Raw genomic sequence first — 18,102 nt, 5'->3', positions numbered from 1 at the left:
ATTCATTAGATAGAAATGTATTTCCCAATACAACCGTATAAAAAAGAAATTGCGTTTCAAAAACAAGAAAATTGAGACAGATCACACAGAGAAGTGACAAAAAAAGTGACAAAAAATAAATAATCATATAAATCAATTTATTATAATTTTACTGATTTTGTTAAAAGATTCAAAAAATAGAGAAAAACGGCAAAAAACGTGATGTACACTGCATTAAAAGCGTCATTATTTATCCAAAACGTTAAACTTGAAGGACATCACAAAAAAAATCACTTTGTCTTTTACACTGCTCGCCATCGAATATTTAAATATATTGTTTTTAATTACACCGCCTGTTTCACGCGTTCTTTAAATACGCGTCAGGTATAATTCTGTTGTTATCTTTTCTCATATTTGCAGAAGGGTTATCACGATGAACTCAATACCTCGCCGAGGTTTGTTAGGCATTGCGCTGTTTTGTTCCGGCCTGAGCGCCGCCTCGTATGCCGCCGAGCCGTACACGCTAGACGGAAAGGATTTAGCCTTTAGCCGGCAGCAGATCGCCGCGAAAGATCCGCTATTTGTTCAGGCGCAAGCGGCGCTGCTAAAAAAAGCCGATCTGGCGCTCAATCATCCGCTGTTCTCGGTGATGGATAAAACGCTGGTCGCCGCCAGCGGCAATAAGCACGACTACTACAGCTTTCCGCCTTACTGGTGGCCGAATCCCGATACCAAAGACGGGCTTCCTTATATTCGCAAAGATGGGCAAACCAACCCTGACGCCAATAGCGACGCCACCGATAAGAACCGGCTGGTGAAGATGAGTAACGACGTGTCAACGCTGGCGCTGGCGTGGTACTTCTCTCACGACGATCGCTACGCGCAAAAGGCGGCGGCGCAGTTAAAGACCTGGTTCCTCGATCCCAAAACGCGCATGACCCCCAACCTGCAGCATGCCCAGGCCATTCCCGGCATCAATACCGGACGCGGTATCGGCATTATTGATAGCCGCGCGCTGGTTGACGTCGTTGACGCCATCGCCCTGCTGCAATCCTCCGATGCGCTGAGCGAAAACGACGTTAGCGCATTGAAGCAGTGGTTTGGTGACTATTATCACTGGATGACCACCAGCCAGAACGGCTTTGAAGAAGAGAACTGGCATAACAATCACGGCAGCTATTTCGATATGCAGGCCGCCGCCTTCGCCCTGTTCAGCGGGAAAATCGACGAGGCGAAGAAGCGCCTGTACATCACCCAGCTGCGGCGTATTGCGGGACAATTTGATATTGAAGGCCGCCAGATGGCCGAACTGGAGCGCACGCGCCCGTGGCACTACAGCAATTTTAATCTTGAAGCCTACAACCGCCTCGGAAGGCTCGGCGAGAAGGCGGGCGTCGATATCTGGAACTTCACCCTCGACGACCATAGCCTGCGCAAAGGCTATCAGTACATCGCCGGGTTTATTAACAGCGATACGCCGTGGCCCTGGAAGGACCTGGATAAAATGGATGACAAGAAAGCGCTGCGCAATATCGCCACCGCCGCGCACGCCTGGCCGGAAGATCCGCTGTTCCGTGACAAAGCGCAGTGGCTGCGGGCGAAATACCCCGACGATATCACTACGCTCATCGCCCCGCTTTCCGCATCGTCAGAGGTCAGGGATAACCGCTAATGAAACAATTCTCCGGGCTCTGGCCCGACATTGTCGGACGTGCAGCCGCGAATAGCGGACTGCTTGAACGGCTGGTGAAGGATGCTCAGCCGGTATTAGATGCAGCGATTCGCATTCCGCAGTCAGGGATCGCCAGCTGGAATCTCTACTACTTTTGTCCGCACCACGGCGTGCGCCTGGCGTGGCGGGCGGATACGCCCCACCAGCATGCCTGCCCGGTCGATGGGGAAATATTTAGCGGTGAACCGTGGGATGGCGCATGGTGGCGCGAGATGAATGGCCGTAACGCCAGCGCCTGTCAGCAGCTTGGCCTGTTATGGCGGCTGACCGGCGAAACGGCGTATCGCGATAAAGTTCGCACGCTGCTGATGGGCTACGCGGATGTCTATCCCGGCTATGAGATCCACGGCGATATTCCCAACAACGGACCGGGCAAGATGAACGCCCAGACGCTGTGCGAAGCCAACTGCATTCTGGAAATGGCGCTGGGTTATGACTTCATTCGCGACAGCCTGGCGCCCGGCGAGCAGCGGCACATCAGTGAAAACCTGCTGCGCTGCGCGGCAGCGTTTTTGCGCGACCATCGTAGCCCGCAGATCCACAACCATGAGGTTAAAATCAGCGCGGCGCTTGGCGTACTGGGTTTCATCCTCGAAGATGAGACGCTGCTGGAGTTTGCCGTGAACCAGCCGTACGGCCTGCGCTGGCAGCTGGAAAATGGCCTGCTGGCGGAGGGGCTATGGTTTGAAGGCTCCGTTCACTATCACTACTACGCGCTGCAGGGCTTTCTGGCCTTTGAGAAGCTGGCGCGCGGCACCCGCTGGAGCCTGCTGGACGGCCCGTGGTATCAGGCGATGCTGACGTTCCCGCTGTCGCTGCTGCTGCCGGACGGCACCTTCCCGCGGCTTAATGACTGCCTCGCCGGGCAGGAGAAGCTCAACCATCGGGATCTTTACGAGTTCGCCTGGTTTATCTGGCGTGACCCGCAGTACGCCGCGGTGCTGCAGTTTACCGAAACGACGCCCGACGAGCGTGAAACCTTACTGTGGCGCGAACGCCCCCTGCCGGAAACGCCCCTGCCGCTGATCCCGCAGCAGTCGCTGTTTGCGCCCGGCGCCGGCCTGACGTTATGGCGGCGACCGCAGCAGGCGCTGCTGATTAAGCACAGCCCCTGGGGCGGCGAGCACGACCATTACGACAGGCTGGGGCTGATGCTCTGGCATCGCGACGGCTGGCTGCTCACGGATATGGGCACCACCGGCTACGGTGCAAAAATGCACTATGACTATTACAAAAACAGCGCCACCCACAATACGCTTTCGGTCAATCAGACCAACCAGCCTCCGGCCAATCCGCAGGTGCTAGGCTGGCATATGGATAGCGACTCTCTGTGGCTGGATAGCGAGGTTGACTGGGGGAAGCCGCCGCCGGAGCTCAACAGCCATAGCCGCGTCGAGTGGGACGCGGCGGCCTGGCGAGGCGTGCGCTTTCGCCGTCGCCTGCTGTGGCTTGAAGAGGTACTGATCGATCTCTCTACCGTGGAAAATCCGCATCGCCAGCAGCTTGACTGGACACTGCACCTGGCGGCGCGGGCGCTGGACCAGAGCGGTACGCCGCAGCCTTTTTCGCTTAGCGGACCGCTGCGGCATATGGCCAATGCCACCATGACCCCGTTGAACGGCTGCCAGCCGCGCCACTTTGCGCGCGACAAAGACACCGTTGCGCTCTGGCTTTCCGGCGATGGTGAACTCTGGCAAGGGCTGGCGCCCGATAACCCGGCGATTCGCGATCTCAGCTATCTGGTGATGCGCAATCACCTGCCGCAGGCGCGTTTCGTCTGCCTGTGGGATTTCGCTAACCGCGCGCCGCTGACGGAGGTGAATGTGCATCATACGCCAGCCGGTACGCACATTACCTTCTGGCGCGGCGATCGCGTAACGCACGTGACGCTGTACGACGATCCCGGGAAACGACCTGATGCGATCCTTCCGCTCCCGGAAAGCGGCATCTGATCGCAACGGGGGATTTACTCGTCTTCATCCTCAAAGCGCGCCACAATCCGATCCCCGGTATGCGAGGCGCGCAGTTCATCCGCCACTAAAGCAATCGCCTGGCCGCTGCTCATGCCCTGCGACATCAGCTCCTGAATTCGTTCCACTGCTTTTTGCTGCTGCTCGTGGCTCAGCGAAGGTAAACCTGCAAACATGACTGACTCCTGCTACATTGTGGGGCGTAATTATTTCACGCCGTCCGCGCGTATACCAGCGGACGGTAACGATCAGGATTGAAGAAGACGATGTTGTCCCCCGCAATGATTTCCCTGCCCTGGCGTCCGGATGCCGCTGAATACTATTTTAGCCCGTTAAGTTCCCAGCCCTGGGCGATGCTGCTGCATTCCGGTTTTGCCGAACATGCGCATAACCGTTTTGACATCATTGTCGCCCAGCCGCGCGCCACGCTGGTGACTCACGGTCAACTAACCACCCTACGCGAAGGGGAAACCGTCTCAACCTCCGCCGCCGATCCGCTTACGCTGGTGCATCAGCAGCTGGCGCACTGTAACCTGCAGCCGCAGCCTCATCCGCATCTGCCGTTTCTCGGCGGCGCGCTGGGACTGTTCGGCTACGATTTGGGTCGTCGTTTTGAACATCTGCCGGCGCGGGCCGATGCGGATATCGAACTGCCGGATATGGCGGTAGGTATTTATGACTGGGCGTTAATCGTCGATCATCAGCGCCGGGAGGTGTCGTTATTCAGCTATGACGATCCGCAGGCGCGCCTGGCATGGCTGGAAGCACAGACAGCGCCTGTCGCTGCAACCTTTACCCTGACCTCAGCGTGGCGCGCTAATATGAGCCGCGAGGAGTATGGCGAGAAGTTCCGCCAGATTCAGGCTTATCTGCACAGCGGCGACTGCTATCAGGTCAACCTGGCGCAGCGGTTTACGGCGAGCTATCGCGGGGATGAGTGGCAGGCCTTCCGTCAGCTTAACCGCGCCAATCGCGCGCCGTTCAGCGCCTTTATTCGCCTGGATGAAGGGACTGTATTAAGCCTGTCGCCCGAGCGTTTTATTCAGCTCCGGCAAGGCGACATTCAGACCCGGCCCATTAAGGGGACATTACCCAGGCTGACCGACCCTGAGCAGGACGCGCTGCAGGCGCAAAAGCTGGCGAACTCGCCAAAAGACCGCGCCGAAAATCTGATGATCGTCGATTTAATGCGTAACGATATTGGCCGGGTTGCGGTACCCGGTAGCGTTCGCGTTCCTGAGCTGTTTGTGGTGGAGCCCTTCCCCGCCGTGCATCATCTGGTGAGCACCGTCACCGCCAGGCTGCCCGCTCATCTGCACGCCGCCGACCTGCTGCGCGCGGCCTTTCCCGGCGGCTCAATCACCGGCGCGCCGAAGGTCAGAGCGATGGAGATCATCGATGAACTGGAACCGCAGCGGCGCAACGCGTGGTGCGGCAGCATCGGCTATCTCAGCTTCTGCGGCAACATGGATACCAGTATCACTATCCGTACGCTGACGGCCTGGCAGGGACACCTCTACTGCTCCGCCGGCGGCGGAATTGTGGCCGATAGCGAAGAGGCAGCGGAATATCAGGAAACTTTTGATAAAGTTAATCGTATCCTGAATCAACTGGAGAGCTAGAACATGGCGGACAGCGCCCTCGAACTTGACGATTTCCTCTCACGTTTTCAGCTTCTGCGTCCGCAGCCCACGCGCCACGCGCTCAACCAGCGCCAGGCCGCGGTGCTGGTACCGATAGTTCGCCGCCCGCAGCCGGGGCTGCTGCTGACCCAGCGTTCGCCGCTGATGCGCAAGCATGCGGGTCAGGTGGCCTTCCCCGGCGGCGCGGTAGATAACAGCGATGCAACGCTAATCGCCGCCGCGCTGCGTGAAGCGCAGGAAGAGGTGGCGATCCCGCCGGAGTCGGTTGAGGTGATTGGCGTTCTGCCGCCGGTCGATAGCGTGACCGGCTTTCAGGTTACTCCGGTGGTAGGGATTATCCCACCCAATTTGCACTATCACGCCAGCCAGGATGAAGTGGCCGCGGTGTTCGAAATGCCGCTGGCCGAAGCGCTGCGCCTGGGGCGCTACCATCCGCTGGATATCCATCGCCGCGGCAATTCGCATCGCGTCTGGCTCTCCTGGTACCAGCATTATTTTGTCTGGGGAATGACCGCCGGCATTATTCGCGAGCTGGCGCTACAGATAGGCGCCCGTCCTTAGCTATACTCAAACTGAGACGGCGTTCTCAGCATTAGTAAATCCGGGGTTATCCATTAGTTTAATTCATGTGAATAGATAAGCTGATGACCCGGTTCCCTCTTACACTATGCGCAGTGATTACATCGTTGTCGCACCCGCGACAACCCTGTCAGGAGTGTTAGCGTGATTAGTATATTCGACATGTTCAAGGTGGGGATCGGCCCCTCATCTTCCCATACTGTAGGGCCGATGAAGGCCGGTAAACAGTTCGTCGATGACCTGGTCGAAAAGGGATTGCTTAATGAAGTGACGCGCGTGGCGGTTGACGTCTACGGCTCACTGTCATTAACCGGCAAAGGCCACCATACGGATATCGCCATTATTATGGGACTGGCGGGCAATCAGCCCGATACGGTCGATATTGACGCGATACCGGCATTTATCCGCGACGTTGAAACGCGCGGTCGCCTGCTGCTGGCCCAGGGGCAGCATGAAGTCGATTTCCCGCAGAATGACGGCATGCGTTTTCGCAGCGACAACCTGCCGCTGCATGAAAACGGCATGACCATTCATGCCTGGGCTGGCGAGAAAGAAATCTACAGCAAAACCTATTACTCCATCGGCGGCGGTTTTATCGTCGATGAAGAGCATTTCGGCAAAGAGAGCGCCAGCGAACTCGCCGTACCCTATCCGTTTAAATCTGCTCAGGAAATGCTGGGCTACTGCAAAGAGACCGGCATGTCGCTCTCCGGCATGGTGATGCAGAATGAGCTGGCGCTGCACAGCAAAAAAGAGATTGAAGACTATTTTGCCAATATCTGGCAGACCATGCGCGCCTGTATCGATCGCGGAATGAATACCGAAGGCGTTCTGCCCGGCCCGCTGCGCGTGCCTCGTCGCGCCTCGGCGCTGCGGCGGATGCTGGTTGCCAGCGATAAACTCTCCCACGATCCGATGAACGTGGTGGACTGGGTCAACATGTTCGCGCTGGCGGTCAACGAAGAAAACGCCGCCGGTGGCCGCGTGGTGACGGCACCGACGAACGGCGCCTGCGGCATCGTACCGGCGGTGCTGGCTTACTACGACCACTTTATCGAGTCCGTCAGCCCGGATATCTATATTCGTTACTTCCTGGCGTCAGGGGCTATCGGCACGCTGTATAAAATGAACGCGTCCATTTCCGGCGCGGAGGTGGGCTGTCAGGGCGAAGTGGGCGTGGCCTGCTCGATGGCCGCTGCGGGCCTGGCGGAAATCCTTGGCGCCAGCCCCGAGCAGGTCTGCGTGGCGGCGGAAATCGGCATGGAGCACAACCTTGGCCTCACCTGCGACCCGGTGGCCGGCCAGGTACAGGTGCCGTGCATCGAACGTAACGCCATTGCCTCCGTCAAAGCGATCAACGCCAGCCGGATGGCCATGCGCCGCACCAGCGAGCCGCGCGTCTCGCTCGATAAAGTCATTGAGACCATGTACGAGACCGGTAAAGACATGAACGCCAAATACCGGGAAACGTCGCGCGGCGGCCTGGCAATTAAAGTTCAGTGCGACTAATCCGTGTCCTACAGAATGCGCCCCCGGGCGCATTCTTCTTTTTCCACGCTATATTATTATCTGCGCCCACTACACTTGCTCTATAACGGCTGTTACTCTCATTAACACTTTTAGCCGACAGGGCGTCGCGCATGCAGACTGCACAAAAAGTTATCACAACCTACCGCAGGAAACGTATCCTGGTTTGCTTGCTGGTCGCGCTACTGACCCTGACGACAACATTAGTGATACGATTTATTTCGCAGCGTAGCTTAAATCAGCAGCGCGTCCAGCTCAGCACCAATAAAATGGTGGCCGCGATGGATAATATTCTGCGGCCCCTGGCGGCCCAGCACGCCACGCTGCTGCAACTTGTGAACCATCCCTGTCAGGACGTCCACCTCACGTTACGTAAGCTGGCGGCATCGCTGCAAACGGTACGTTCCATCGCGCTGGTCCAGTCTGACCTGCTCTATTGCTCGAGTATTTTTGGCCAACGAAATATTCCGGTTCACCAGTTACAGCCGGCGCTCCCCGCCAATCACGCCCTGCTCACCTTCAGCTACGACGCATCGCTGCTTAAAGGGACGCCGGTGCTTATCCAGTGGTATCCCGCTTCGCTTAGCGGCGCCGACGGCGTGCTGCTGGTGATCAATATCGAGCTGCTGGGCGAGTTAATTTTTAACGCAAAATCGCCATTAATTACCGGAATTGGCCTCAGCATTGGCGATAAAAGCTTTATTAGCGGTTCCGGGCTGATTAAACAGGAGTCCTTGCCGGGCGAGCAAATCATCTACCGCCAGTCGTCGACGCAGTTTCCCTTCACCATTAACGTCAGCGGGCCGGGCGCCTCAGCGGTCGCCCTCAATGAGCTACCGGCCGAACTGCCCCTGGCGCTGATAATCAGCCTGTTAATGACCGGCATCGCCTGGCTGGCGACCGCGGGAAGAATGAGCTTTTCCCGGGAAATTAATCTCGGTATTGCCGCCCACGAGTTCACGCTTTGGTGCCAGCCTCTACAGGACTTGCGCACCCGTCAGTGCTGCGGCGTGGAGATACTGCTGCGGTGGAATAATCCACGCAGAGGCGCTATTTCGCCGGAGGTATTTATCCCCATAGCCGAAGGTTATAATCTGATCGTTCCCCTCACCCGCTATGTCATCTCCCAGACGGCCCACAAATTAGCCCTTTTTCCGCAGGACAAACATTTTCACATCAGCATCAACGTCGCCGCCCGCCATTTCGCCAACGGCGAACTGCTGCGCGATCTGCATCACTACTGGTTCAGCGCCCATCCGGTACAGCAGCTGGTGGTGGAGCTCACCGAACGCGACGTACTTCAGGATGGCGACCACCATATGGCCGAGCATCTTCATTTCAAAGGGGTGCAGCTGGCTATCGATGATTTCGGCACCGGCAACAGCTCCCTCTCCTGGCTGGAAAAGCTGCGTCCTGATGTATTGAAGATCGATAAATCCTTCACCAGCGCAATTGGGATTGATAGCGTCAACGCAACGGTGACCGACATGATCATTGCTCTCGCCCATCGGCTGAAGATTGTGACGGTCGCGGAAGGGGTAGAGACCCGGGATCAGGAAGAGTATCTGCGCGGCAACGGCGTCGATTTATTGCAGGGATTTTACTACGCCCGGCCGATGCCGGTAGAGGACTTTCCGCAGTGGCTGGCGGCGGAAAAGGGTCGGGAGCTGAACGCTTAAAAATGCCCGTCGGCCCGAGGGCCGACGGGCATCAGCCGTTACTCTTCTTCGTCGTTATACTGTCGCAGCTTGACGACGCGTACCAGATCGACGCGATAGTCGTTGGCTTCAACAATCGTGAACTGCAGAGGTGATAGCTCAAGCACGTCGCCCGGACGCGGAATATGGCCGTTGACGGCAATCACCAGGCCGGCAACCGTGGCAATATCTTCGTCCTCATCAACCAGATCGTCTACCCCCAACGCCTGCTGCAACGCATGCACGTCGGTTGAACCTTTCACCAGCCAACCGTCGCCGTCGATGACAATTTCCGGCGTTTCGTCAGCGTCCGGGAACTCGCCGGCAATCGCCTCCAGTACGTCCAGCGGCGTAACCAGCCCCTGTACGACGCCAAACTCGTTAGTCACGATGACAAAGCTACCGCGGGCGCGGCGCAGCACGCCCAGCAGATTGATCGGGTCCAGCGTTTCCGGGACCACAATCGCCGGCGAGGCGGAAGCCAGAGCGGCAACATTGTCACCCGCTTCCAGCGCCACCAGCATCTCTTTCGCCCGCACGATACCGATGATTTCATCCAGCTCGCCGCGGCAGACCGGGAACAGGCTGTGCGGTGAAGAGAGCAGCTGACGGCGAATTTCCTCTTCGCTTTGCACGGCGTTTACCCAGCTAATTTCCCCGCGCGGGGTCATAATGCTGCGCAACGAACGCTGGGCCAGGGTCAGCACGCCGTTAATCATATAGCGTTCTTCTTCCGCAAACGCGCCTTCGGGGATCGGCACGACGGACGCGCTATCGCTATCATGCGCCGCGGCGCTTTGCTTACGCCCGCCCATCAGACGGAGGATCGCATCGGCAGTGCGCGCGCGCAGAGGCAGGGTCGATTGATGACGAATAAAGTTACGGCGCGCAATCTGGTTAAAAAACTCGATGGTAATCGAGAAGCCAATCGCGGCGTACAGGTAACCTTTCGGTATATGGAAACCAAAACCTTCAGCCACCAGGCTCAGGCCGATCATCAGCAGGAAGCTCAGACAGAGCACTACCACCGTCGGATGCTGGTTGACAAAATTAGTCAACGGCTTCGAAGCCAGCAGCATCACCGCCATCGCGATCACCACCGCCGCCATCATCACCGGCAGGTGGTTAACCATCCCGACCGCGGTAATCACGGCGTCCAGCGAGAACACGGCGTCCAGTACCACGATTTGTAGTACCACCACCCAGAAGCTGGCATAGCCTTTACCATGACCGGAGTCATGCTGGCGGTTCTCCAGCCGTTCATGCAGTTCGGTGGTCGCCTTAAACAGCAGGAATATCCCCCCGAGCAGCATGATCAGGTCGCGTCCGGAAAACGAGAAATCGGCAACGCTGAAAAGCGGTTTCGTCAGGGTCACCATCCACGAAATAACCGACAGCAGACCCAGGCGCATAAACAGCGCCAGCGAGAGGCCGATCAGGCGCGCCTTGTCCCGCTGCTTTGGCGGCAGCTTGTCGGCAAGGATGGCGATAAACACCAGGTTGTCGATACCCAGTACGATTTCAAGGACGACAAGCGTCAGCAAACCGGCCCAAATAGAGGGATCCATTAAGAATTCCATGAGCAGCTCCAGTTAACGACAGGCGTAGTCATCGCTGTGTCATGCACAGACGAGACACTTGTTGCTGGTGAAAAGACGTAGCAGGTGGCGGCGGCAAACGCGTGCCGGAAGGTGAAAAGACGTCGGTGACGGTCCATATAGCGGGCTATGCCCTATACTCCTGAGTAATTAAACGGAACGTAAACATAGCAAAATATAGAGCATAATTGGAAAAAATTTACCTGTCTTTGCAATAGCTAAGACTATTTTTTGCGCTGCAAAATAATTACCAACAGATGCATAATTAGCGGAGCTTCATCACATTAATTATTTTTTCACTGTCTAAAATAATTCGCTGTAGTAATTACTTTATATCTTACACCCTTACTGAATCGATTTTGTTCGCAAGAGTGATTCAGGATGTATCAGAACAGATGATGCATTCACGATTATAAAGGAGGTAGCAAGTGACGATTGCTATTGTAATAGGCACACATGGTTGGGCTGCAGAACAGCTGTTAAAAACGGCAGAAATGCTGCTGGGCGAACAGGAAAACGTTGGCTGGATTGATTTCGTCCCTGGCGAAAACGCAGAAACGTTAATCGAAAAGTACAACGCTCAGCTGGCAAAGCTGGATACAGCAAAAGGCGTGTTATTTCTCGTCGATACATGGGGAGGCAGCCCGTTTAACGCGGCCAGCCGCATTGTCGTCGATAAAGAACATTATGAAGTCATCGCGGGCGTTAATATTCCGATGCTGGTTGAAACGCTGATGGCGCGTGACGACAACCCGTCGTTCGATGAGCTGGTTGCCCTGGCGGTAGAAACCGGTCGCGAGGGCGTTAAGGCGCTGAAAGCGAAGCCGGTGGAAAAGGCCGCCCCTGCTCCGGTTCAGGCGGCTGCCCCGAAAGCGGCTGCGCCATTGAAACCAATGGGTCCAAACGACTACATGGTTATCGGGCTTGCGCGTATCGATGACCGTTTAATCCACGGCCAGGTCGCCACTCGCTGGACTAAAGAAACCAACGTTTCCCGCATTATCGTCGTCAGCGACGAAGTTGCGGCGGATACCGTACGTAAAACGCTGCTGACTCAGGTTGCTCCTCCGGGCGTTACCGCCCACGTTGTAGACGTCGCGAAAATGATCCGCGTCTATAACAATCCCAAATACGCAGGCGAGCGCATTATGCTGCTGTTCACTAACCCAACGGACGTTGAACGCGTGGTTGAAGGCGGTGTGAAAATCACCAGCGTCAACATCGGCGGCATGGCTTTCCGCCAGGGTAAAACGCAGGTGAACAACGCCATTTCGGTCGATGAGAAAGATATCGAAGCGTTCAAAAAGCTGAATGCCCGCGGTATCGAACTGGAGGCCCGCAAAGTTTCCACCGACCAGAAACTGAAAATGATGGATCTGATCGCCAAGGTGAAATAAGTCACCCCGCGGATCGCAACGCAATTTTCAACTTAAGACTTAATCAACAGGAGAAGTACAATGGAGATTACCTTTCTTCAGATTGTGCTGGTGTTCATCGTCGCGTGTATTGCGGGTATGGAGTCGGTACTTGATGAATTTCAGTTCCACCGTCCTCTGGTGGCCTGTACGCTGATTGGCGCCGTTCTCGGGGATATGAAAACCGGTATTATTATCGGTGGTACCCTGGAAATGATCGCCCTGGGCTGGATGAACATCGGTGCGGCCGTTGCGCCGGATGCCGCCCTTGCTTCTATCATCTCTACCGTTCTGGTTATCGCCGGCCATCAAAGCATCGGTGCCGGTATCGCGCTGGCAATCCCGCTGGCCGCGGCAGGCCAGGTTCTGACCATTATCGTTCGTACCATCACCGTTGCCTTCCAGCACGCGGCGGATAAGGCCGCGGAGAATGGAAACCTGACGGCCATATCCTGGCTGCACGTTTCATCGCTGTTCCTGCAGGCCATGCGTATCGCTATCCCTGCCGTTATCGTGGCGATTTCCGTCGGCACCAGCGAAGTACAGGGTATGCTGAACGCCATTCCAGAAGTGGTTACCGGCGGTCTGAACATCGCGGGCGGCATGATCGTGGTCGTCGGTTACGCGATGGTCATCAACATGATGCGCGCAGGCTACCTGATGCCGTTCTTCTACCTGGGCTTTGTGACCGCCGCGTTCACCGATTTCAACCTGGTTGCTCTGGGTGTAATTGGTACCGTGATGGCGGTGCTCTACATCCAGCTGAGCCCGAAATACAACCGCGTAGCGGGTGCGCCTGTGCAGGCTGCTGGTAATAACGATCTCGACAACGAACTGGACTAACAGGTGAGCGAAATGGTTGATATGACTAAAAATACCACCGAGAAAAAACTGACTCAGAGTGATATTCGTGGCGTGTTCATTCGTTCTAACCTGTTCCAGGGTTCATGGAACTTCGAACGTATGCAGGCGCTGGGCTTCTGCTTCTCCATGGTGCCGGCTATTCGTCGCCTGTATCCGGAGAACAACGATGCGCGTAAACAGGCGATTAAGCGTCACCTTGAGTTCTTTAACACCCATCCCTACGTTGCGGCGCCGGTTCTCGGCGTAACGCTGGCGATGGAAGAGCAGCGTGCTAACGGCGCAGAGATCGACGATGGTGCTATCAACGGTATCAAAGTTGGTCTGATGGGCCCGCTGGCCGGCGTGGGCGACCCTATCTTCTGGGGTACCGTTCGTCCGGTGTTCGCCGCGCTGGGCGCAGGTATCGCCATGAGCGGCAGTCTGCTCGGGCCTCTGCTGTTCTTTATCCTGTTTAACGCGGTGCGTCTGCTGACCCGTTATTACGGCGTAGCGTACGGTTACCGTAAAGGTATCGATATCGTTAAAGATATGGGCGGCGGCTTCCTGCAGAAACTGACCGAGGGGGCGTCAATTCTCGGCCTGTTTGTCATGGGGGCATTGGTTAACAAGTGGACGCACGTGAACATCCCGCTGGTGGTTTCCACCATCACCGGTCAGGATGGCCAGACGCGCGTAACCACCGTGCAGACTATCCTTGACCAGCTGATGCCGGGCCTGGTGCCGCTGCTGCTGACCTTCGCCTGTATGTGGCTGCTGCGCAAGAAAGTTAACGCCCTGTGGATCATCGTTGGCTTCTTCGTCATCGGTATCGCGGGCTACGCTGTCGGCCTGCTGGGCCAGTAATCTACACGCTGTGCGCCGGGGGCTTGCCCCCGGCTTTTTTATTTGGAGGATGGATGACAATCACGGACCTGGTGTTAATCCTGTTTATTCTCGTTCTGCTCGCGTTTGCGATTTACGATCAGTTCATCATGCCGCGCCGCAATGGCCCCGTTTTGCTGGCTATCCCCCTGCTCCGCCGCAATCGCGTCGATGGCATTATCTTCGTCGGCCTCATTGCTATCCTGATTTATAACAATATTGCCAGCCAGGGCGAACTTATCACCACCTGGCTATTATCTGCCCTGGCCTTGATGGGGTTATATCTTTTCTGGATCCGTTCACCCAAAATCATCTTCAAAAAAGAAGGCTTTTTTTTCGCCAATATCTGGATCGAATATAAGCGTATTAAAGAGATGAATTTATCGGAAGATGGCGTGCTGGTTATGCAATTAGAGCAGCGTCGCCTGCTAATTCGCGTACAAAATATCGACGACCTGGAAAAAATATACAAACTTCTCATTTCAACTCAATGAGTTACAAATATAGCCTGCGCTATATTTTGTCATTCCCCGGCGAATGGAATATAGCCGCGGCTATATTCCATTCGTTTAATTCGCCGATATTTATTAACGAATTATTCACTTCTAAATTTAAATGAAAATCGTTATCATTTGGTTAGCAAAATAACCTGACTCTGTTATTGTTTTATATTCTAAAATTATGTTAAGGTTGCGCCCGTCGTTGGGGAGTAGCCAATTTTCTGCCTGCCAGAAAATGTACGTGTCAACATACTCGTTGCAAAACGTGGCACGTACGGGTTGAAGAAGAACGTCTTCAATCAGGCGAGACCATAGACGCATCGCTGCTGTACGCGGCGCCTCATCTTCAGGATGGGCTGCGTATTTTTACTGGGGGCGGCGATGTGTCATATGGATTATCCCCGGTCAGGACGCTCTCATGAATGTATCCGCTACAATTCTTCTTGCCTTCGGCATGTCCATGGACGCCTTCGCGGCCTCTATTGGCAAAGGCGCCACTCTCCATAAACCTAAATTTTCTGAAGCCCTGCGCACGGGTCTTATCTTTGGCGCTATCGAAACGCTCACGCCGCTGGTCGGTTGGGGAATGGGGATGCTTGCCAGCCAGTTCGTTCTCGAGTGGAACCACTGGATTGCCTTTGTGCTGCTGGTGTTTCTCGGCGGTCGAATGGTTATCGAAGGGTTTCGCGGCGGCAACGACGACGACTGCGAAACTCCGCGACGCCACGGTTTCTGGCTGCTGGTGACCACCGCATTCGCTACCAGCCTTGACGCCATGGCCGTCGGCGTTGGCCTGGCGTTTCTGCAGGTCAACATTATCGCCACCGCGCTGGCTATCGGCTGCGCCACGCTGATAATGTCGACGCTCGGTATGATGGTGGGACGTTTTATCGGCCCGCTGCTCGGCAAACGGGCAGAAATCCTAGGCGGTATCGTGCTGATTGGCATCGGCGCCCAGATCCTCTGGAGCCATTTCGCCGGCTGATCCTCAGGCGTCGCGCTGCCAGCAGTGAATGGCGAAATCGGTCTGGCAGCCAAATCCCACCTGTTGACGCAGCGCTTCCCGAACCGGCGGCTTAGCCCGCCACGCAAACGGCGTCATTTGCAGTAAAGCTTCCGCCTCGCTGCCGTTAAGCTGCATCGGATAGGCCAGCTGCTGCTGGTGACGTAGCGTAAACCCTGCCATCTCTTCCGCGTTTTGCTCGTGCAAACGCACTTCGTCGTATATCAACCCTTTCAGCTCCATCAGGTGACGAGGCCCCGGCGTCGCGGTGATGACCCAGCCGCCGGGGCGGACAACGCGCGCCAGCTCAACGGCATTGCAGGGGGCGTAAATACGTACTATCGCATCCAGGCTTGCATCCTCAAACGGTAAACGCTGGCTGGAGGCGACGCAAAAGTTGACCTGCGGGTACCGTTTTGCCGCCGCGCGGATAGCGGATTTCGACACGTCCAGACCCCAGCTGCGGCTGGCGATGGCGGCAAAAGCGTGGGTGTAGTAGCCTTCCCCGCAGCCGATGTCCAGTAAATCGGTCGGAGCGAAAGTGTGCAGATAAGCGCAGATCGCGTCGCGAAGCGGCTGATAATGACCCGCATCGAGAAACGCCCGCCGGGCCTGCATCATTTCAGCGCTGTCGCCCGGATCGCGGGAGCGCTTAAACTGCACCGGCAGTAAATTGACGTACCCTTCCTTCGCCAGATCGAACTGATGCCGCTGCGGGCAGATAAAGCTATTATCGCGGCGCTCAAGCGGCGCGTGGCAAAGTGGGCAACTGTAAGACATGGCAACTCCGGTGTGCTGAAAGGGCGAAAGTGTAGCGCTATTCGCCCCTCCAGGCCACCGTTACAGCGCAGGCGGCAGCACGCCGTCATGATGCATGACGATCAGGTTTTCAGAACCCTGCGGCATCCCATCTGGCATCACGTTTTCCAGGCGCAGGACATCGCCCATGATCTGGCTGAATACCGGCGCCGACACTGCCCCACCGTAATACGAACCGTTGCTGGGGTCGTTCATCACCACTACCAGCGCAAATTTTGGGTTACTGGCGGGCGCCACCCCTGCGGTGTAGGCCACGTATTTGTCGATATATTTCCCGTCAGGGCCAATTTTCTTGGCGGTACCGGTTTTTACCGCCACCCGATAGTCGCGCACCGCCGCTTTTGTGCCCCCGCCGCCCGGCAAGGCAACGCTCTCCATCATATGTTCGACTTCATGCACAATCTGCTCCGGCATCACTCGGGTGCCCATGACCGGCGGATCGATACGCGTGATCGATAGCGGACGCTCAATACCGTAGCTGCCAATAGTTGCGTAAACGTGCGCCAGCTGGAGCGGCGTAACCATCAGGCCGTAACCGAAGGCGAATGTCGCCCGGTCCAGCTGTCCCCAGTAGCGACGCTGCGGCATCAGCCCGGCGCTTTCACCGGTTAATCCCAGACCGGTAGAGTCGCCGAAACCGAACGCTTTATAGGTATCGATAAGATGTTGAATCGGCATGGCCAGCGACAAATGTGAAACGCCGGTATCGCTGGATTTTTGCAGAATGCCGGTGAGGGACAGCTCAGGGTAGTAACCGACGTCGCGAATACGATGACCGTCGAGGGTAAACGGATGGGTATCCACCACGCTATCCGGCTGAACAATGCCCTGCTGGAGCGCGGTCATCAGCACCAGCGGCTTAACCGTCGACCCCGGCTCGAAAGTATCGCTAATCGCGCGATTGCGGAAATCATCCAGCTTCGCGTCATCGCGATTGTTAGGGTTGAAATCGGGGTAGCTGGCCATCGACAGGATTTCCCCGGTATCAATTTTAATTAATACCGCCGCCCCTGATTCCGCTTTGTTCCAGCGCACGGCGTTATCCAGCGCGTCCTCGGTCACCGTTTGCAGACGCTCATCGATACTGAGCTGCAAATTGTGGGCCGGGACCGCCGGGACTTCGGTGATATTTTCGATGACGTTGCCGTGCCGGTCTTTGCGCACCAGGCGACGCCCGGGCTGACCGGTTAGCTGGGCATTAAAGCTTTTCTCTACCCCCTCGATTCCTTGATTATCGATATTGGTAAAGCCCAGCAGATTAGCCGCAACGTGCCCCGCGGGATAAAAACGACGCGACTCATCGCGCAGATTAATCCCCGGCAGGTGCAGCTTGTCGATCCACTCCGCCTGCTCCGGGTTTATCTGGCGCGCCAGATAGAGAAAACGCGCATGAGGATGCGCCTGCACGCGATGGGCAAGCTCGCTAAGGTTGAGGTGTAAAGCTTGCGCCATCGCCTGCCAGCGCGGGCCATATCCGACGCCGCCTTTTGCGAGAGTTGTTTGCGGATCGATCCAGATGGCGCTCACCGGCACGCTAACCGCCAGCGGGCGGCCCTCGCGATCGCTAATCATGCCGCGCTGCACGTCGATAGGCTCTTCGCGCAAGGAGCGCATATCTTCTTGTTTAACCAAATTGTCGGGAGAGACAATTTGCAGCCAGCCTACCCGGGCCAGCAGCAGACCCATACAGCAAAGAATGGCCACGCATAACAACCCAAACCGCAGAGGGGTAAAGTTGGCGGCTGACTTAAGTTTGTTCTTTTGCACCTTAGCTCCATCATTATTTTGCAACCACCTGATTTAACAGATATATACAAAACAGGTTGCTAAACAGTGCTAATAAGGATGTTGTTTTGCAACAAAGCGCAACAGAGGGAGGAAAAATGACATGATTTGCAATAAAGACTAAAAAGCC

15 protein-coding genes and 1 riboswitch are annotated in these 18,102 nt (G+C 56.2%); of the genes, 11 read left to right on the top strand and 4 right to left on the bottom strand.

Annotation, left to right across the window (positions count from 1 at the left end):
- Positions 1-412 precede the first annotated feature (412 nt).
- Positions 413-1,651 (top strand): alginate lyase family protein, encoded by a 1,239-nt coding sequence (locus tag MKleb_RS10290; protein WP_025106145.1) that lies wholly within the window; start codon positions 413-415, stop codon positions 1,649-1,651.
- Positions 1,651-3,663 (top strand): heparinase II/III domain-containing protein, encoded by a 2,013-nt coding sequence (locus MKleb_RS10285; protein ID WP_025106144.1) that lies wholly within the window; start codon positions 1,651-1,653, stop codon positions 3,661-3,663. The genes MKleb_RS10290 and MKleb_RS10285 overlap by 1 nt, the downstream gene beginning before the upstream one ends.
- Before the next feature lie 14 nt (positions 3,664-3,677).
- Here MKleb_RS10285 and MKleb_RS10280 read toward each other — a convergent pair whose 3' ends face one another.
- Positions 3,678-3,857: a YoaH family protein gene (locus MKleb_RS10280; RefSeq protein ID WP_004103292.1), complete on the bottom strand. Its 180-nt coding sequence runs from the start codon at positions 3,855-3,857 to the stop codon at positions 3,678-3,680.
- A 90-nt stretch (positions 3,858-3,947) separates the two neighbouring features.
- Here MKleb_RS10280 and pabB point away from each other — a divergent pair, with 90 nt between their 5' ends.
- From pabB to MKleb_RS10260, 4 genes are all read left to right on the top strand, one after another.
- Positions 3,948-5,303, top strand: a complete 1,356-nt coding sequence (gene pabB / locus MKleb_RS10275; protein WP_025106143.1) for an aminodeoxychorismate synthase component 1 — start codon at positions 3,948-3,950, stop codon at positions 5,301-5,303.
- 3 nt (positions 5,304-5,306) lie between these two features.
- Positions 5,307-5,885, top strand: a complete 579-nt coding sequence (locus MKleb_RS10270; protein ID WP_004852034.1) for a CoA pyrophosphatase — start codon at positions 5,307-5,309, stop codon at positions 5,883-5,885.
- Positions 5,886-6,047: 162 nt separating this feature from the next.
- A complete protein-coding gene (gene sdaA / locus MKleb_RS10265; RefSeq protein WP_014229814.1) occupies positions 6,048-7,412 on the top strand; it encodes an L-serine ammonia-lyase in 1,365 nt (454 codons plus the stop codon).
- A 131-nt stretch (positions 7,413-7,543) separates the two neighbouring features.
- Positions 7,544-9,109: an EAL domain-containing protein gene (locus MKleb_RS10260; protein ID WP_025106142.1), complete on the top strand. Its 1,566-nt coding sequence runs from the start codon at positions 7,544-7,546 to the stop codon at positions 9,107-9,109.
- A 38-nt stretch (positions 9,110-9,147) separates the two neighbouring features.
- Here the strand turns inward: MKleb_RS10260 and yoaE are convergent, their stop codons facing one another.
- A complete protein-coding gene (gene yoaE, locus MKleb_RS10255) occupies positions 9,148-10,707 on the bottom strand; it encodes a CNNM family cation transport protein YoaE (protein WP_217076638.1) in 1,560 nt (519 codons plus the stop codon).
- A gap of 446 nt (positions 10,708-11,153) precedes the next feature.
- Between yoaE and manX the strand changes: the two genes are divergently transcribed.
- The 5 genes from manX (at position 11,154) to mntP (ending at position 15,350) form a co-directional block, all read left to right on the top strand.
- A complete protein-coding gene (gene manX / locus MKleb_RS10250) occupies positions 11,154-12,122 on the top strand; it encodes a PTS mannose transporter subunit IIAB (RefSeq protein ID WP_004103303.1) in 969 nt (322 codons plus the stop codon).
- Between the two features lie 60 nt (positions 12,123-12,182).
- On the top strand, positions 12,183-12,983 hold the full coding sequence (gene manY, locus MKleb_RS10245; protein ID WP_004103305.1) for a PTS mannose transporter subunit IIC: 801 nt from the start codon (positions 12,183-12,185) through the stop codon (positions 12,981-12,983).
- Between the two features lie 12 nt (positions 12,984-12,995).
- Positions 12,996-13,847: a PTS mannose transporter subunit IID gene (locus MKleb_RS10240; RefSeq protein ID WP_004103307.1), complete on the top strand. Its 852-nt coding sequence runs from the start codon at positions 12,996-12,998 to the stop codon at positions 13,845-13,847.
- Positions 13,848-13,900: 53 nt separating this feature from the next.
- Positions 13,901-14,359: a DUF986 family protein gene (locus MKleb_RS10235; RefSeq protein ID WP_004852044.1), complete on the top strand. Its 459-nt coding sequence runs from the start codon at positions 13,901-13,903 to the stop codon at positions 14,357-14,359.
- Positions 14,360-14,557: 198 nt separating this feature from the next.
- Positions 14,558-14,712: riboswitch (yybP-ykoY riboswitch) on the top strand.
- A gap of 71 nt (positions 14,713-14,783) precedes the next feature.
- Positions 14,784-15,350: a manganese efflux pump MntP gene (gene mntP, locus MKleb_RS10230; RefSeq protein ID WP_014229818.1), complete on the top strand. Its 567-nt coding sequence runs from the start codon at positions 14,784-14,786 to the stop codon at positions 15,348-15,350.
- Between the two features lie 3 nt (positions 15,351-15,353).
- Here mntP and rlmA read toward each other — a convergent pair whose 3' ends face one another.
- Complete coding sequence (rlmA, locus tag MKleb_RS10225) at positions 15,354-16,148, bottom strand: 23S rRNA (guanine(745)-N(1))-methyltransferase (protein WP_014229819.1); 795 nt, start codon at positions 16,146-16,148, stop codon at positions 15,354-15,356.
- Positions 16,149-16,208: 60 nt separating this feature from the next.
- Positions 16,209-17,954, bottom strand: a complete 1,746-nt coding sequence (gene ftsI / locus MKleb_RS10220; RefSeq protein ID WP_014229820.1) for a peptidoglycan glycosyltransferase FtsI — start codon at positions 17,952-17,954, stop codon at positions 16,209-16,211.
- Positions 17,955-18,102: the final 148 nt, after the last annotated feature.

The organism is Klebsiella sp. PL-2018, from assembly GCF_019048985.1.
In the GTDB taxonomy this organism is placed as follows: domain Bacteria; phylum Pseudomonadota; class Gammaproteobacteria; order Enterobacterales; family Enterobacteriaceae; genus Klebsiella; species Klebsiella michiganensis.
This window is presented reverse-complemented; position numbering and strand designations above follow the sequence as displayed.

Coding starts and splice junctions, on each gene's coding strand:
- yoaE (WP_217076638.1), bottom strand. CDS start 10,707: ATGGAATTCTTAATGGATCCCTCTATTTGGGCCGGTTTGCTGACGCTT.
- MKleb_RS10240 (WP_004103307.1), top strand. CDS start 12,996: ATGGTTGATATGACTAAAAATACCACCGAGAAAAAACTGACTCAGAGT.
- MKleb_RS10290 (WP_025106145.1), top strand. CDS start 413: ATGAACTCAATACCTCGCCGAGGTTTGTTAGGCATTGCGCTGTTTTGT.
- rlmA (WP_014229819.1), bottom strand. CDS start 16,148: ATGTCTTACAGTTGCCCACTTTGCCACGCGCCGCTTGAGCGCCGCGAT.
- MKleb_RS10270 (WP_004852034.1), top strand. CDS start 5,307: ATGGCGGACAGCGCCCTCGAACTTGACGATTTCCTCTCACGTTTTCAG.
- MKleb_RS10280 (WP_004103292.1), bottom strand. CDS start 3,857: ATGTTTGCAGGTTTACCTTCGCTGAGCCACGAGCAGCAGCAAAAAGCA.
- MKleb_RS10235 (WP_004852044.1), top strand. CDS start 13,901: ATGACAATCACGGACCTGGTGTTAATCCTGTTTATTCTCGTTCTGCTC.
- mntP (WP_014229818.1), top strand. CDS start 14,784: ATGAATGTATCCGCTACAATTCTTCTTGCCTTCGGCATGTCCATGGAC.
- manY (WP_004103305.1), top strand. CDS start 12,183: ATGGAGATTACCTTTCTTCAGATTGTGCTGGTGTTCATCGTCGCGTGT.
- pabB (WP_025106143.1), top strand. CDS start 3,948: ATGTTGTCCCCCGCAATGATTTCCCTGCCCTGGCGTCCGGATGCCGCT.
- MKleb_RS10260 (WP_025106142.1), top strand. CDS start 7,544: ATGCAGACTGCACAAAAAGTTATCACAACCTACCGCAGGAAACGTATC.
- MKleb_RS10285 (WP_025106144.1), top strand. CDS start 1,651: ATGAAACAATTCTCCGGGCTCTGGCCCGACATTGTCGGACGTGCAGCC.